Annotated in this window: 11 protein-coding genes, 2 rRNA genes and 1 other annotated feature (2 of these 14 only partly in view); of the genes, 12 read left to right on the top strand and 1 reads right to left on the bottom strand. The window is 44.7% G+C overall.

The window, feature by feature from the left end:
- Positions 1-1,993 (top strand): 23S ribosomal RNA (locus tag ACSQ2E_RS22450) (it extends 943 nt beyond the left edge of the window).
- Between the two features lie 231 nt (positions 1,994-2,224).
- Positions 2,225-2,341 (top strand): 5S ribosomal RNA (gene rrf, locus ACSQ2E_RS22445).
- Positions 2,342-2,484: 143 nt separating this feature from the next.
- On the opposite strand, the gene ACSQ2E_RS22440 is transcribed toward rrf, so the two are convergent.
- Positions 2,485-3,939: an IS1182 family transposase gene (locus tag ACSQ2E_RS22440; protein ID WP_435994255.1), complete on the bottom strand. Its 1,455-nt coding sequence runs from the start codon at positions 3,937-3,939 to the stop codon at positions 2,485-2,487.
- Between the two features lie 684 nt (positions 3,940-4,623).
- Between ACSQ2E_RS22440 and ACSQ2E_RS22435 the strand changes: the two genes are divergently transcribed.
- From ACSQ2E_RS22435 to gltX, 10 genes are all read left to right on the top strand, one after another.
- Positions 4,624-5,085, top strand: a complete 462-nt coding sequence (locus ACSQ2E_RS22435; RefSeq protein ID WP_060674173.1) for a CtsR family transcriptional regulator — start codon at positions 4,624-4,626, stop codon at positions 5,083-5,085.
- A gap of 20 nt (positions 5,086-5,105) precedes the next feature.
- The gene (locus tag ACSQ2E_RS22430; RefSeq protein ID WP_435994253.1) at positions 5,106-5,654 is read left to right on the top strand and encodes a UvrB/UvrC motif-containing protein; all 549 of its coding nucleotides are present in this window, start codon (positions 5,106-5,108) and stop codon (positions 5,652-5,654) included.
- Entirely contained in the window at positions 5,651-6,733 is a 1,083-nt protein-coding gene (locus ACSQ2E_RS22425) for a protein arginine kinase (protein WP_435994251.1), read from the top strand. Before ACSQ2E_RS22430 ends, ACSQ2E_RS22425 begins: the two co-directional genes overlap by 4 nt.
- 1 nt (position 6,734) lies before the next feature.
- Positions 6,735-9,182 (top strand): ATP-dependent protease ATP-binding subunit ClpC, encoded by a 2,448-nt coding sequence (clpC, locus tag ACSQ2E_RS22420; RefSeq protein WP_435994249.1) that lies wholly within the window; start codon positions 6,735-6,737, stop codon positions 9,180-9,182.
- Positions 9,183-9,376: 194 nt separating this feature from the next.
- Positions 9,377-10,753 carry a DNA repair protein RadA gene (gene radA / locus ACSQ2E_RS22415; protein WP_435994247.1) on the top strand — a complete coding sequence of 459 codons (1,377 nt, stop codon included), beginning with the start codon at positions 9,377-9,379 and terminating at the stop codon, positions 10,751-10,753.
- 3 nt (positions 10,754-10,756) lie between these two features.
- A complete protein-coding gene (gene disA, locus ACSQ2E_RS22410; protein WP_435994245.1) occupies positions 10,757-11,830 on the top strand; it encodes a DNA integrity scanning diadenylate cyclase DisA in 1,074 nt (357 codons plus the stop codon).
- A gap of 213 nt (positions 11,831-12,043) precedes the next feature.
- Positions 12,044-13,135 carry a PIN/TRAM domain-containing protein gene (locus ACSQ2E_RS22405; RefSeq protein WP_435994243.1) on the top strand — a complete coding sequence of 364 codons (1,092 nt, stop codon included), beginning with the start codon at positions 12,044-12,046 and terminating at the stop codon, positions 13,133-13,135.
- A gap of 80 nt (positions 13,136-13,215) precedes the next feature.
- Positions 13,216-13,920 carry a 2-C-methyl-D-erythritol 4-phosphate cytidylyltransferase gene (gene ispD / locus ACSQ2E_RS22400; protein ID WP_435994241.1) on the top strand — a complete coding sequence of 235 codons (705 nt, stop codon included), beginning with the start codon at positions 13,216-13,218 and terminating at the stop codon, positions 13,918-13,920.
- Complete coding sequence (ispF, locus tag ACSQ2E_RS22395) at positions 13,913-14,389, top strand: 2-C-methyl-D-erythritol 2,4-cyclodiphosphate synthase (protein WP_435994239.1); 477 nt, start codon at positions 13,913-13,915, stop codon at positions 14,387-14,389. Before ispD ends, ispF begins: the two co-directional genes overlap by 8 nt.
- Positions 14,390-14,474: 85 nt before the next feature.
- A complete protein-coding gene (gene gltX / locus ACSQ2E_RS22390) occupies positions 14,475-15,932 on the top strand; it encodes a glutamate--tRNA ligase (protein WP_435994237.1) in 1,458 nt (485 codons plus the stop codon).
- Positions 15,933-15,975: 43 nt separating this feature from the next.
- Positions 15,976-16,131: a binding site (T-box leader), on the top strand; it runs 64 nt beyond the window's last position.

The following is a 16,131-nucleotide window of genomic DNA, read 5'->3' as shown; positions in this document are numbered from 1 at the left end:
TACCGAATTCAGACAAACTCCGAATGCCAAAGACTTATCCATGGGAGTCAGACTGCGAGTGATAAGATCCGTAGTCGAAAGGGAAACAGCCCAGACCACCAGCTAAGGTCCCAAAGTATACGTTAAGTGGAAAAGGATGTGGAGTTGCTTAGACAACCAGGATGTTGGCTTAGAAGCAGCCACCATTTAAAGAGTGCGTAATAGCTCACTGGTCGAGTGACTCTGCGCCGAAAATGTACCGGGGCTAAACGTATCACCGAAGCTGTGGATTGACACCTCTAGGTGTCAGTGGTAGGAGAGCGTTCTAAGGACTGCGAAGCTAGACCGTAAGGACTGGTGGAGTGCTTAGAAGTGAGAATGCCGGTATGAGTAGCGAAAGATGGGTGAGAATCCCATCCACCGAATGCCTAAGGTTTCCTGAGGAAGGCTCGTCCGCTCAGGGTTAGTCGGGACCTAAGTCGAGGCCGATAGGCGTAGACGATGGACAACAGGTTGATATTCCTGTACCACCTCTTTTCCGTTTGAGCAATGGGGGGACGCAGGAGGATAGGGTAAGCGCACTGCTGGATATGTGCGTCTAAGCAGTTAGGCTGATGATGAGGCAAATCCCGTCATCGTGAAGGCTGAGCTGTGACAGCGAGCGAATTATAGTAGCGAAGTTCCTGATTCCACACTGCCAAGAAAAGCCTCTAGCGAGGAAAAAGGTGCCCGTACCGCAAACCGACACAGGTAGGCGAGGAGAGAATCCTAAGGTGAGCGAGAGAACTCTCGTTAAGGAACTCGGCAAAATGACCCCGTAACTTCGGGAGAAGGGGTGCTCTGGTAGGGTGCAAGCCCGAGAGAGCCGCAGTGAATAGGCCCAGGCGACTGTTTAGCAAAAACACAGGTCTCTGCGAAGCCGTAAGGCGAAGTATAGGGGCTGACGCCTGCCCGGTGCTGGAAGGTTAAGAGGAGTGCTTAGCGCAAGCGAAGGTGCGAATCGAAGCCCCAGTAAACGGCGGCCGTAACTATAACGGTCCTAAGGTAGCGAAATTCCTTGTCGGGTAAGTTCCGACCCGCACGAAAGGCGTAACGATCTGGGCACTGTCTCAACGAGAGACTCGGTGAAATTATAGTACCTGTGAAGATGCAGGTTACCCGCGACAGGACGGAAAGACCCCGTGGAGCTTTACTGTAGCCTGATATTGAATTTTGGTACAGCTTGTACAGGATAGGTAGGAGCCTTGGAAACCGGAGCGCTAGCTTCGGTGGAGGCATCGGTGGGATACTACCCTGGCTGTATTGAAATTCTAACCCGCGCCCCTTATCGGGGTGGGAGACAGTGTCAGGTGGGCAGTTTGACTGGGGCGGTCGCCTCCTAAAGAGTAACGGAGGCGCCCAAAGGTTCCCTCAGAATGGTTGGAAATCATTCGCAGAGTGTAAAGGCACAAGGGAGCTTGACTGCGAGACCTACAAGTCGAGCAGGGACGAAAGTCGGGCTTAGTGATCCGGTGGTTCCGCATGGAAGGGCCATCGCTCAACGGATAAAAGCTACCCCGGGGATAACAGGCTTATCTCCCCCAAGAGTCCACATCGACGGGGAGGTTTGGCACCTCGATGTCGGCTCATCGCATCCTGGGGCTGTAGTCGGTCCCAAGGGTTGGGCTGTTCGCCCATTAAAGCGGTACGCGAGCTGGGTTCAGAACGTCGTGAGACAGTTCGGTCCCTATCCGTCGTGGGCGCAGGAAATTTGAGAGGAGCTGTCCTTAGTACGAGAGGACCGGGATGGACGCACCGCTGGTGTACCAGTTGTCTTGCCAAAGGCATCGCTGGGTAGCTATGTGCGGAAGGGATAAGTGCTGAAAGCATCTAAGCATGAAGCCCCCCTCGAGATGAGATTTCCCATCACGTAAGTGAGTAAGATCCCTAGAAGATGACTAGGTAGATAGGTCAGAGATGGAAGCATGGCGACATGTGGAGTTGACTGATACTAATCGATCGAGGACTTAACCACATTATAAAGCGGAGGCGGCTTGAACAGAGACGACAAGCATTTCTGGGCAATCAGAAGAGGGTGCTTTTTACCCTCAGCTGATTGAACTGAAATGACCTCGAGTCTCTAGCCGCCGGAGCTGGATTACTGTCTACTTGTAATAGTAGATACAACAATGGGTCGATATTCGGCTTTCTTGACATCAATTCTTTATCTAGTTTTGAAGGAACAATCCCTTCAATTGAATAGTCGTCTGGTGATAATGGCGAAGAGGTCACACCCGTTCCCATGCCGAACACGGAAGTTAAGCTCTTCAGCGCCGATGGTAGTTGGGGGATCTCCCCCTGTGAGAGTAGGACGTCGCCAGGCAAATAGGAAAAAGAGTAGCTCTTAGGGGGAGGCCACTGAAGAACTATGGCCTCTCAGAGATAGTTAAATAAAAAATGGCCCGTTTGGAGTGAATTTTTCCAAACGGGCCATTTTTTTAGACGAAAAAGGAGGCTTTCTCCCTTCTATTGATCCATTAATTTAATGATTCGTTTTAAATTGGTGGTGAATATGGCCATGGCTCCTTGTATGCGCATGCCTTTTAGACCCGACGATGAGGCGATCTCATATCCGTGTCTGTGTTTTAGTTCACTATTCTTTGCTTCGATTTTGTATCGTTCTTTTGCTCTCTCCCTAAAATGTTCACTATTTTGAAATTCAATTTGTTTCGTATGTTCTTCTGATTTAATACTAACCGAATAGGATTTGGTTTTCGCTCCGAGCTTATAACACCCTTCTTGAAAAGGACAACTTTTACATTTTTCCACATCAAAATAGTATGTATCCGTTTGATTGGTGGATTGGTTTTTCTTCCCTTGTCGTGCTTTTCTTATAGCCATATGTCCTGCAGGACATACGTACATGCCGGCATCTTTATTGTACTCAAACTCATCTCCCTTTTTTCGATATCCATGAGAGACAGAAGGGTTCAGCTTTGCGATTAACTCAATCTCATTTTCATTTGCGTACGTAAGGTTTTTCTTCTCCGAATAAGCCGCATCACCAATGACTTCTTTCACATCTATCCCAGCTTTTTTGCTTTTTTCAATTAACGTAGGTAACTCTTTTCCATCCGTTTTTTCACCTGTTGTAATCGTTGCGGCGGTAATGATTCTCTCTTGGACCATGGCTAAGTGTGTTTTGTATCCAAAAAAGGATGAATCCGCTGATTTATGACCGACTCGTGCGTCTGGATCTTCCGACTGTTGAAGTTCCAATAAGTCATCTTCGACGGTCTCTTTGAGTAGATTTAATGGTTCTTTTACTTTTGGGAAATCGGTTAATGTGGGTTCTTTCTCAATGACTTTCACTAGCTTTTGAGTATATTCCAACTCAGCTTCAATCGTATCCTCCGTGGGTTTAGTCGGGAATTTTTCTTTCATCGTTTCATCAATGGAGTAAATCATTTTCCGCACTTTTTTCGAACGATTTCTCAACACTTCGACAGGGGAAGTCTGATTATAACGGGAACTTGTATGAGTAGCGTCTACAATGACCGACTTGGATCGAATCACTCCTTTTTCAAGAGCGATTTCAACCGTTTTGTTAATCAATGTGTCTAGTAAGTCTTCGTCCTCCAATCGCTTACGTCGAAAGTAGGCTAATAAACTGGGATCAATAACGTCGTCTTCTGGTGCCATTTCTAAGAAAAACTTAAACGACATATCCACCTTGGTTCTTTCAATAAGATCCACGTCGGATAATGTATAAATGGTCTTTAGAAGAAGATATTTAAATATGCGAATAGGATGGACGGCGTTTCGTCCATTCGTATGACAATATTTATCCTTTAATTCGTCATAGATAAAGGAGAAGTCTACAAGTTTATTGATTTTACGAAGAAGGTGATCTTGAGGTACAACCACATCATACAATCCCCCAAATTGACTTACGTTCATTGATAACTGATGGTCAAGCATCCAATCCCTCACTTTTATGTAATATCTTCATTTTACAAGAAAACAGCGTATCTTTCTTCGATTTCTCGAAGAAAGATACGCTGTTTAGTAAATGAGGGACTTTTTCAGTGGCCTCCTTAGGGGTTACTCTTTTTTTGGTTTCACTGTTAGATAAGGATGAGTGTATAAAAAGTAATTATTTGGAAAAATACGCAATAAACGAAAAAATGACGCAATTAAGGGTGTAAATGACGCAATTAATAAAATTATGACGCAGTCACCTTCGAAAACGACGCAATCAACACGAATTCATCAAAAGCCACACACATTTCACCAGTCAAATCAGCAGGATTGCTATAAAAGAGACCACTAAAATATCTCGAATTACGATTCTCTAAACTTTTCATTAAGAATTGATCACATAAACACCCAATCCAGCAACCCACAACACAACACAACACAACACAACACAACACAAACTTTAAATCCTCTTGAAATCGACTCCCACCAATTCCCCGTTCACAAAACTCCCACCCACCCAGTGCCCCATTTTCAAATTTCTATCCAACAATCTCACTTTCACACGTTTAAAACCTTCCTTAAACAGGAAAACTTCTAAGGTCAAACTTCATAATTGCAAAGTTTAAAACGCGGTTGTATAATTATAGTCAAATATAGTCAAAGTCAAAATGAGGAGGAGGTTTGATGAGGAACATATCCGACATCATTGAAAATTATTTAAAAAATGTGTTAGAACTGAGTGAAAGTGAGATAGTCGAGATTAAAAGAAGCGAGATCGCTGATAAGTTTCAATGTGTTCCTTCTCAAATTAATTATGTGATTAATACCCGTTTTACCATCGAACGAGGGTATGTAGTAGAAAGTAAACGTGGCGGCGGTGGATACATCCGGATCATGAAGGTGAAGGCCCACGATCAGGTTCACTTGATTGATCAGTTGGTGGCACTGATTACACAAACGATCAGCCAGAATACGGCAGCTGATATTGTTTTTCGGTTAGTGGAAGAAGAGATCATTTCCGAAAGGGAAGCCAAGATCATGCTCAGTGTGATGGATCGGTCGGTCATCATGGTCGAATTACCGGAACGGGATATCCTGAGAGGAAGAATGCTTAGAGCCATGCTGGATACATTGAAGTATGAGTAAGGGTTAAAGAGGTGAATGGGATGGTTTGTCAAGAGTGTAATGAAAGACCTGCGACCCTTCATTTTACCAAGGTGGTAAACGGGGAAAAGACAGAGGTTCACTTATGTGAGCAATGTGCTCAGGATAAGGGTGAGATGTTTATGTTTGATTCTTCTCCCGGCTTTTCTGTGAACAATCTATTGGCAGGTCTTCTTAATATAGCTCCTGCATTTAAGCAGGCAAAGGAAACTGAGATTCCTAAGACAGAGGTTTTACAGTGTGAAAAATGTAAAATGACGATTCATCAGTTCATAAATGTGGGTCGCTTTGGTTGTGCCCATTGTTATGAAACGTTTAAAGATGAACTAACTCCTGTATTAAAGCGTGTTCATAGTGGCAATGTCGAACATCACGGGAAGGTTCCGGAGCGTATGGGTGGAGCCATCCATGTGAAAAAGAAGGTGTTGCAGTTGAAGTCTGAATTGCAAACGATGATTGCGGATGAAGAGTTTGAGAAAGCAGCCGAGATCCGAGACGAAATCCGCTCCCTGGAAAAGGAGATAAAGAAAGAGGGAGGCGATAAAGAATGAGTCTTGAGAAGTTCCTGAGTAATGCCGTCAGTTCCTGGATGAGTGAGGAGGGACCGAATTCGGATATTGTCCTCAGCTCGAGGGTAAGACTAGCGAGGAATCTGACTGACTTCCGTTTTTCCACTCTTTACTCTTCTGAAGAAGCGCGGGAGATCGTGAATCAGGTAAAGGAGAAACTTACATCATATCCAAAGAATTTAGGAGAATTAGAATTTTTACCTACAAGTGAGATTCAGCCTCTCCAAAAGAGGGTATTAATGGAGAAACACCTCATTAGTCCGAATCTGGCAGAGGAAACGAACTACGGAGCTGTCCTTTTATCAAGTGAGGAAGATATTAGCATAATGGTAAACGAAGAGGACCATATTCGAATACAGTGTTTATATCCTGGTCTGCAACTGAAGGAAGCTTTACAGAAAGCCAATCAGATCGACGATTGGTTTGAAGGTGAATTTGACTTTGCGTTTGATGAGAAGCATGGCTACTTAACGACTTGTCCTACCAATGTGGGGACGGGACTCAGGGCTTCTGTCATGATGCACTTGCCGGGACTTGTGTTAACGCAGCAATTAAACCGTATCATTCCTGCGATCAATCAATTGGGGTTAGTGGTAAGAGGGATATACGGAGAAGGCAGCGAAGCGCTTGGGAATATCTTTCAGATTTCCAATCAAACGACACTTGGTAAGTCGGAAGAGGACATCGTAGAAGACTTGTTGAGTGTTGTGAAACAGATCATCGAGAAAGAACAAACGGCAAGGGACGCATTAGTTCAAACGTCAAACATACAATTAGAAGATAGGATTTTCCGTTCTCTTGGGGTCCTGGAGCACAGCAGGATCATTGAGTCCAAGGAAGCTGCGAAGTGTTTATCGGATGTCAGACTTGGAATCGATTTAGGATACATCAAAGTGATATCTAAGAATATATTGAATGAACTAATGATTTTAACCCAGCCTGGATTTTTACAACAATATTCTGGAGGTCCACTGAGACCAAATGAACGAGATATAAGAAGGTCTTCTTTGATTCGGGAACGAATTAAGTTAGATAAAGATACATGTGAGGAGGAAAAATAATATGATGTTTGGTCGATTTACAGAAAGAGCCCAAAAAGTATTGGCATTAGCTCAAGAAGAAGCGATTCGTTTGTCGCACAGTAATATTGGTACTGAACATATTTTATTGGGACTTGTCCGCGAAGGTGAAGGTATCGCCGCCAAGGCACTTACAGCATTGGGACTGAGCCCTGAAAAGATCCAGAAGGAAGTCGAAGGGTTGATCGGAAAAGGAAGCGAGAAATCTCAAACGATCCATTACACACCTCGTGCGAAGAAAGTGATTGAACTTTCCATGGATGAGGCCCGTAAGCTGGGTCACTCATATGTAGGAACGGAACATATTTTACTGGGATTGATCCGCGAGGGTGAAGGAGTGGCCGCCCGGGTACTCGGTAATCTGGGTGTCAGCTTGAATAAAGCAAGACAGCAGGTATTGCAGTTGCTTGGCAGTAATGATGCAGGCAATCACCAGGGTGGAGGCAACGCCAATGCCAATACGCCCACACTTGACAGTTTAGCCCGTGATTTGACAGCCATTGCCCGTGAAGGCAGCTTGGATCCGGTCATTGGCCGAAGCAAGGAAATTCAGCGTGTAATTGAAGTACTGAGTCGTCGTACGAAGAATAACCCGGTGTTAATTGGTGAGCCTGGGGTAGGTAAGACAGCGATCGCAGAAGGCCTCGCGCAACAGATCATCGCCAATGAAGTTCCTGAAATCCTGCGCGACAAACGCGTTATGACCCTTGATATGGGTACGGTTGTAGCAGGTACGAAATACCGCGGGGAATTCGAGGACCGACTGAAGAAGGTCATGGATGAAATCCGTCAGGCGGGTAATATCATCCTCTTCATCGATGAGCTCCATACTTTAATCGGAGCAGGTGGGGCTGAGGGAGCCATTGATGCTTCCAACATCTTAAAACCATCCCTTGCACGAGGGGAATTACAATGTATCGGTGCCACAACATTAGATGAGTATCGCAAATATATTGAAAAGGATGCAGCGCTTGAGCGCCGTTTCCAACCAATCCAAGTCAATGAGCCGACGGCAGCAGAGTCCGTCCAGATCCTTAAAGGGTTACGTGATCGGTATGAAGCGCATCACCGCGTGTCGATTACGGATGAAGCGATTGACGCGGCAGTGAAGCTTTCTGATCGCTATATTTCAGACCGCTTCTTACCGGATAAGGCAATCGATTTAATTGATGAAGCAGGTTCTAAGGTGCGCTTACGTTCTTATACGACGCCGCCAAACTTGAAAGAGCTCGAAGCAAAGCTGGAAGAAATCCGCAAAGAGAAGGATGCAGCGGTTCAAAGCCAGGAATTTGAAAAAGCAGCTTCTCTAAGAGATTCAGAACAAAAGCTTCGTGAAGAGCTGGAAGAAACAAAGAACACATGGAAAGAAAAGCAAGGGCAGGAAAATACAGAAGTGACTGTTGAAGATATTGCGAAGGTTGTTTCAAACTGGACGGGAGTACCGGTATCGAAATTGGCCCAAACGGAAACGGATCGTTTACTCAAATTAGAGGAAATCCTTCATTCCAGAGTCATCGGGCAATCAGAAGCAGTCGTTGCGGTATCAAAAGCCGTGCGCCGTGCAAGGGCCGGCCTGAAAGATCCGAAGCGTCCGATTGGTTCCTTCATTTTCTTAGGACCTACAGGAGTCGGGAAAACGGAATTGGCACGGGCGCTTGCCGAGTCTATGTTCGGTGATGAGGATGCGATGATCCGTATTGATATGTCCGAGTACATGGAAAAGCATTCGACCTCCCGCTTGGTTGGTTCACCCCCAGGGTATGTAGGATATGAAGAAGGCGGACAGTTAACGGAAAAGGTTCGCCGCAAGCCATATTCGGTCGTTCTTTTAGATGAAATCGAAAAAGCACATCCAGATGTATTCAACATTCTCCTTCAAGTACTGGAGGATGGCCGTTTGACAGATTCAAAAGGTAGAACCGTAGACTTTAGGAATACGGTATTGATCATGACTTCAAACGTTGGTGCCCAGTCCCTTAAGAGCAATAAATACGTAGGGTTCAATATTCAGGACGGGAAACAGGATTATAAAGATATGAAAGGAAAGGTCATGGAAGAGCTGAAACGTGCTTTCCGACCTGAGTTCCTTAACCGTATCGATGAAATCATCGTGTTCCATTCCCTTGAAAAAGATCACTTGAAAGAGATTGTGACATTGATGTCCAACCAATTGACAACCCGCTTGAAAGAGCAGGATATTCATTTAGAACTTTCACTTGCTGCCAAAGAGAAAATAGCAGATGAAGGGTTCGATCCCGAATATGGTGCACGACCTCTTCGTCGGGCCATTCAGAAACATGTAGAGGATAAACTGTCAGAAGAATTATTAAGAGGAAAAGTGCTGACAGGGCAGAATATTTTAATCGACGTAGAAGACAGTGAGTTTGTTGTAAAAGTTAAAGAAGAGGAAGCAGCCAATACTCCGACATAATAGCAAGGGTGATGAAGAGGTACACGTATATGTTTTTCGTGTACCTCTTTTATCATAATGGATGCTTGTCGGACGTGATCAAGCCGGCTCCGCTTTTCGATTGAATCTGATACATAAAACGGATACAATCATTCCAAATGGTATTATCCTGAATGGGTAGGAGTACAAATAGAGTAAAAGAGGGGAAGAATAGATTGGCAAAGAAAAAGACTAAATTTGTGTGTTCATCTTGTGGGTATGAGTCTGCTAAATGGATGGGGAAATGTCCGGGGTGTAACGAGTGGAATACGATGGTGGAAGAGGTTGAGATGACCGGGAAAAAACCCAGGACGTCGTTTATGCACTCAGAAAATACCGGACCTTCTAAAGCAGAGAAGCTGATCTCCATCGAAACCAAGCAGGAGCCCAGGGTATTGACCGAGTCGAAAGAGTTGAACCGTGTGCTTGGGGGAGGCGTGGTACCAGGTTCACTTATATTGATTGGTGGAGACCCGGGGATCGGAAAATCCACTTTACTGCTTCAAGTTTCGGCTCAGCTTGCTGATCAGAAGCAGAAGGTGTTATACATCTCCGGAGAGGAATCCATCAAGCAAACCAAGCTCCGGGCAGATCGACTGCATGTGAAATCAGATGATTTATATATATTTGCGGAAACAAATCTTGAGCTGATTCATCAAACGATTGAGCAAATCTCACCGGATTTCGTCATCATCGACTCGATTCAAACGGTCTTTCATCCTGACGTGACCTCTGCCCCCGGTAGTGTATCCCAGGTAAGGGAGTGTACGGCTGAACTGATGAGAATCGGGAAAACAAAGGGCATTGCCATCTTTATTGTAGGGCATGTTACTAAGGAAGGCTCAATTGCAGGACCTCGTTTGTTGGAGCATATGGTGGATACCGTACTGTATTTTGAAGGGGAACGTCATCACTCCTATCGTATTTTAAGAGCGGTGAAGAACCGTTTCGGATCTACGAATGAGATGGGGATTTTTGAAATGAAGGAACTGGGACTTGAGGAAGTGGCCAATCCCTCTGAGATATTCCTTGAAGAGCGTTCACAAGGTGCGGCAGGTTCCACGGTCGTTGCCTCGATGGAAGGAACGAGACCGGTTCTTGTGGAGATTCAAGCTCTTGTGACCCCAACTAGTTTTAACAACCCCCGAAGGATGGCAACAGGGATTGATCATAGCCGGGTTTCACTGATCATGGCTGTATTGGAGAAGCGGGCAGGGATGCTTTTGCAACAGCAGGATGCCTATCTGAAAGTGGCTGGAGGGGTGAAACTGGATGAACCGGCGATTGATTTGGCGGTCGCTGCAAGTATCGCTTCAAGTTTTCGTGATAGGGCGTCCAGTGCCCATGATTGCATCATAGGTGAAGTCGGTTTAACAGGTGAAATCAGAAGGGTATCAAGAATTGAACAACGCGTGCAGGAAGCAGCCAAGTTGGGTTTTAAGAGAGTGATTATTCCCCAGAATAACTTAAGCGGGTGGCAGCCTCCTTCTGATATAGAGATCACGGGGGTATCGAACATCAATGAAGCACTGTCAATTATTTTAGGAGGATAAGAAATGGAAGATAAGAAGGCAAGAGATAAGTCCATGTCGGATATACTGCAATTCGTTGCTCCGGGTGCCCCGATCAGGGACGGCATTGATAATGTGCTGAGAGCCAATACGGGGGGACTTATTGTTGTTGGGTACAATGATAAGGTGAAATCTGTTCTGGACGGGGGCTTTCATATCAATTGTGCATTCTCTCCCAGCTACCTGTATGAACTGGCCAAGATGGATGGGGCCATCATTCTGAATGAAGCGGGAACGAAGATTATTTTGGCAAACGCACAGTTGGCTCCCGATGTGTACGTACCCTCCACGGAAACGGGTATGAGACATCGGACGGCAGAGCGGGTCGCGAGACAAACAAATGCCCTTGTCATTGCCATCTCTCAACGGAGAAACGTCATCACCCTGTATCAAGGGAATTTCCGATATGCTCTAAAGGACATCTCTGTCATCTTGACGAAAGCCAACCAGGCGATCCAAACCTTGGAGAAATATAAGGTGGTTCTCGATCAAAGCATTTCTAATCTGTCCGTACTTGAGTTTGAGGAGCTTGTCACCCAAAGCGATTTACTGCAGGTTCTTCACCGTTTCGAGATGGTTCTCAGGATCAAGAATGAGTTATTGACCTATCTCAGCGAGCTGGGTGTCGAGGGCAGATTGATCCGCCTTCAGATGAATGAACTGTTGGCGGATATTGAAGATGAGGCTATGCTCATCATCAGGGACTATTCCCTGGAAAGAAATATCAAACCGTTCGAGCTTCTCTATAAGTTCCAGGAACTTGTTCACTCTGAAGTGTTAGAGGATAATGTCCTATTAAAATTACTCGGATACCACGGATATGTCCATCACGATGATGCCATCTATCCACGAGGATACCGCGTGTTGAATAAGATCCCCCGTCTGCCTATTGTGATCATTGAAAATCTTATCACGAGATTTGAGACCCTCCCCCATGTAGTGAGGGCATCAGTCGATGATTTGGATGAAGTCGAAGGGATCGGTGAAGTGAGGGCAAGGAAAATCAAAGAGGGTCTAAAACTGATTAAGGAACAGACGTTTGCAGATCGACAGCTGTAGGTATCGAGGCCTATATCTGCAGGAAATGGTATGATTGTATCATTTCCAAAAAATTGACAGCTTGAATTAGACGTGTTAGCCTTCATTTAAGGAAGCTAGTAAAATAGGATAAGTGTATCAAAATCGTTTCCGTTGGATTAAATTTCAAATTTTCAAGGCTTAGACGTTTCAAAAATAGTAAATTGTTTATAATGAGTAGGAGGAGGTGAGGGAATGTTAAAAAGAATCGTTCAAGCGTGCTTCCTCATTGTCGGGGGAACACTGGGGATATTTCTACTTCCCGAATTATTTACCGTCATAAATTTATCGGACATTCCTTTAATTAATAACCCTTATATGACTGCTATATTTGGTGCCATCATTTTTTATATTCTTACGTTTTGGGCAGTCGAGTATGTCGTCAATTTCGTCAAGTGGTTTGAAGATAGCTTGGTAAAGGCACCGGTAACGGATTTGTTATTTGGCAGTTTAGGCCTGATTATCGGTTTATTTGTTGCGTATTTGTTTGGGATCCCATTCAATCAAATGCAGATTCCCATCGTCAACACGGTGGTTCCCATTCTATTAACATTGCTTCTTGGATATTTAGGATTCCAGGTTGGATTTAAGAAAAGGGATGAATTGGTCAATCTATTCGGCACGGCAAATCGAGGTAAGAAAAAAGGGACAGATGAGGATTTGGATGAAGAGGGTGTGAAGACCCTTAAGATACTGGATACGAGCGTAATCATTGACGGACGTATCGCGGATATCTGTCAAACAGGCTTTTTAGAAGGAATCGTGGTGATTCCACAATTCGTACTGGAAGAGCTCCAGCATATTGCCGATTCTTCCGATGTATTGAAGCGAAATCGCGGACGCCGGGGGCTGGATATTTTAAATCGCATTCAAAAGGAGCTTCCTGTTGAGGTCCAGATTTATGAAGGGGACTTCGAAGAAATTCAGGAAGTGGATTCGAAGCTGGTGAAATTAGCGAAACTTACAAATGGAATCGTTGTAACGAATGATTTTAACCTGAATAAGGTGTGTGACCTTCAGGGTGTACAAGTGTTAAACATCAATGATCTAGCCAACGCCGTCAAGCCGGTAGTACTGCCTGGAGAAGAATTAAAGGTACAGGTCATCAAAGATGGTAAGGAGCATAACCAGGGAATTGCTTATCTGGATGATGGCACGATGATCGTCGTAGAAGAAGGGCGTAATTACATCGGTAAGTATATCGATGTCCTTGTAACATCCGTTCTTCAGACATCTGCGGGCAGGATGATCTTTGCGAAACCGAAGCAACTGGAAAAAGCTCTGTAAGAAAACGGGTTGCAGCCTGACTCCATTGATGCAGTAAGGTATAATGAATAGTATTACTTGTGTGTTAAAGGAGTTATATTATGGAATATGAAGTGGTCATTCCGGCTGCAGGGCAAGGGAAAAGGATGAAAGCAGGCAAAAACAAACTGCTCCTTGAGTTGAATAGCTGTCCTGTCATCATTCATACATTGCGTGTTTTCGAGCATGACACCCGTTGTAAGGGAATCTATCTAGCCATACATCCATCAGAGCGACAGGTGTTCGAGTCCCTGTTGGAACGCTACGGCATCAAGAAGGTCGTGAAGCTTGTGGATGGTGGAGAAGAAAGACAACATAGTGTATACAATGCGTTGCTTGAGGTTGAACATGAGATTGTTCTCGTACATGACGGAGCAAGACCATTTATTAAAGAATCCACGATTCACCAATTAGTCGAAAAGACATATTCAACAGGGGCTGCCATTGCGGCGGTTCCTGTTAAAGATACGATCAAAAAAGTACTGGATGGCGAAGTCGAGGAAACGATTGAACGCTCAAGCTTGTGGATGGTCCAAACCCCACAAGCTTTTCGCGTTTCCGTTTTAACAAAGGCACATAAAGAAGCCGATCAAGATGGTTTCCTTGGTACAGATGATGCTTCACTGGTGGAAAGGTCGGACATTGAGGTCGCTGTCGTTGAAAGTGATTATGACAATATTAAACTGACAACACCTGAAGATCTATATTTTGCCGAGGCGATTTTGAAGAAGCGAGAGGAAATGAGTGGAGGAGAGAAACATGTTTAGGATCGGACAAGGATTTGATGTTCATCAGTTAGTGGAAGAGAGACCTCTTATCATGGGAGGCATTACGATTCCATATGAAAAGGGGTTAATGGGGCATTCAGATGCAGATGTCCTGTTGCATGCTGTAGCGGATGCGTGTTTAGGTGCCATTGCGGCAGGGGATATCGGGAAGCATTTTCCTGATACAGATCCCGAGTTCAAGGATGCAGATTCTGCAAAGCTTCTAGAGCATGTATGGGCCCTTGTGAAAAAGGAAGGCTATGAATTAGGGAATATCGATTGCACGATCATTGCCCAGAAACCTAAGATGGCTCCTTATATTGACGAAATGAGACAAAGCATCGCCACGTTACTGGAAGCGGATATGGCAGAAGTGAACGTTAAGGCCACGACTTCTGAGAAGCTTGGCTTTACCGGAAGAGGCGAAGGGATTGCCGCACAAACCACGATATTGATCAAAAAGAAGTAGGGGATAAATTCGCTTTATTCCCATACTTAACGGTGTTAAAATAGGTCATAGACTTTAAACAGTAATGATTATAGGAGGAACATACATGACACAGGAAGTACGCGTCCGTTATGCCCCGAGTCCAACGGGTCATTTACATATTGGAAATGCAAGAACCGCTTTATTTAATTACCTATACGCCCGCAGCACAGGTGGAAAGTTCATCATCCGTATTGAAGACACGGATAAGAAACGTAATATCGAAGGTGGAGAAGAAAGTCAGCTTAAGTACCTTCAGTGGCTTGGGGTCGATTGGGATGAAAGTACCGATAAGCCGGGTGAATACGGACCTTATCGCCAATCCGAGCGTAATCATATATATGAGCAGTATTTAAATGAGCTGTTAGAAAGCGGACAGGCTTATAAGTGTTACTGTACGGAGGAAGAGCTGGAAGCGGAACGGGAAGCACAATCAGCATCAGGTCAAATGCCCCGCTACTCCGGAAAATGTCGTAACCTGACGAAAGAGGATCAGGAGAAATTAGCAGCAGAAGGCCGCAAGCCGAGCATTCGTTTCCGAGTACCCGCAGGCAAAGTATATTCCTTCAATGATATCGTGAAAGAGGATGTCTCATTTGAATCAGACGGTATCGGTGACTTTGTCATCGCGAAAAAGGACGGTACACCAACGTATAACTTTGCTGTTGCAGTCGATGATTATCTGATGAAAATTTCACATGTTCTTCGCGGAGAAGATCATATTTCGAATACACCGAAGCAGTTGATGATCTTTGAAGCATTTGGTTGGGAAGCACCTGTTTACGGGCATATGACATTGATCGTCAATGAAAGCCGTAAAAAATTGAGTAAGCGGGATGAAAGCATCATTCAGTTTATCGAGCAATACGAAGCATTAGGGTATTTACCAGAAGCTTTGTTTAACTTCATCGCCCTACTCGGCTGGTCTCCTAAAGGAGAAGAAGAGCTGTTTTCGAAAGATGAGTTCATTGAAATCTTTGATCCTGAACGTTTATCCACTTCTTCTGCCCTGTTCGATAATCAGAAGCTTACATGGATGAACAATCAGTACATGAAGAACTTGGAATTGGCTCAAGTGGTGGAGTTATCCCTTCCTCATTTAATCAGTGCGGGTAAATTGGATGAGAACATGTCCGATGAACAGCGCGAGTGGGCGAGCCGCGTCATTTCTTTATACCAGGAGCAAATGAGCTTCGGTGCTGAAATCGTGGAGCTGTCTGAAATGTTCTTCAAGACAGATCTTGAATATAATGAAGAGGCGAAAGCGGTACTCGAAGAAGAGCAAGTACCAGAAGTCCTTCAAGCTTTCTTGAACGAGATCGCGGCACTTGAAAAGTACGAAGCGGCAGAAATCAAATCTTCTATCAAAGCTGTCCAAAAATCGACTGGCCATAAAGGGAAGAAGCTGTTCATGCCGATCCGTGTAGCCGTTACAGGCCAGACACATGGCCCTGAATTGCCGAATGCCATTGAGCTTTTAGGGAAAGATACGGTTAAACATCGTCTTCAAAGTCTTTTAGGTTAACATTTTGGAGGATATGTAATATAGTAAGAGTATCAAGTCAAATGATATCGCGTTGATGAGGAGAAGTAAGAAAAGGATGCTTAGTAGAGAGAACCATCACCGGCTGAAAGTGGTTTAAGCCCCTCAATTTCTGAAATGCACCTCTGAGCCCGTTACTGAAATAGAGTAGGTAAAGGCGGTTTCCTACCGTTAACAGGAT

Source organism: Rossellomorea sp. LjRoot5, from assembly GCF_964253455.1.
Taxonomy (GTDB): Bacteria; Bacillota; Bacilli; order Bacillales; family Bacillaceae_B; genus Rossellomorea.
This window is presented reverse-complemented; position numbering and strand designations above follow the sequence as displayed.

Bases quoted from the DNA above. Each gene is read 5' to 3' on its own strand.
- ACSQ2E_RS22440 (WP_435994255.1), bottom strand. From the start codon at position 3,939: ATGCTTGACCATCAGTTATCAATGAACGTAAGTCAATTTGGGGGATTG.
- gltX (WP_435994237.1), top strand. From the start codon at position 14,475: ATGACACAGGAAGTACGCGTCCGTTATGCCCCGAGTCCAACGGGTCAT.
- ispF (WP_435994239.1), top strand. From the start codon at position 13,913: ATGTTTAGGATCGGACAAGGATTTGATGTTCATCAGTTAGTGGAAGAG.
- clpC (WP_435994249.1), top strand. From the start codon at position 6,735: ATGATGTTTGGTCGATTTACAGAAAGAGCCCAAAAAGTATTGGCATTA.
- ispD (WP_435994241.1), top strand. From the start codon at position 13,216: ATGGAATATGAAGTGGTCATTCCGGCTGCAGGGCAAGGGAAAAGGATG.
- ACSQ2E_RS22430 (WP_435994253.1), top strand. From the start codon at position 5,106: ATGGTTTGTCAAGAGTGTAATGAAAGACCTGCGACCCTTCATTTTACC.
- ACSQ2E_RS22405 (WP_435994243.1), top strand. From the start codon at position 12,044: ATGTTAAAAAGAATCGTTCAAGCGTGCTTCCTCATTGTCGGGGGAACA.
- ACSQ2E_RS22435 (WP_060674173.1), top strand. From the start codon at position 4,624: ATGAGGAACATATCCGACATCATTGAAAATTATTTAAAAAATGTGTTA.
- disA (WP_435994245.1), top strand. From the start codon at position 10,757: ATGGAAGATAAGAAGGCAAGAGATAAGTCCATGTCGGATATACTGCAA.
- ACSQ2E_RS22425 (WP_435994251.1), top strand. From the start codon at position 5,651: ATGAGTCTTGAGAAGTTCCTGAGTAATGCCGTCAGTTCCTGGATGAGT.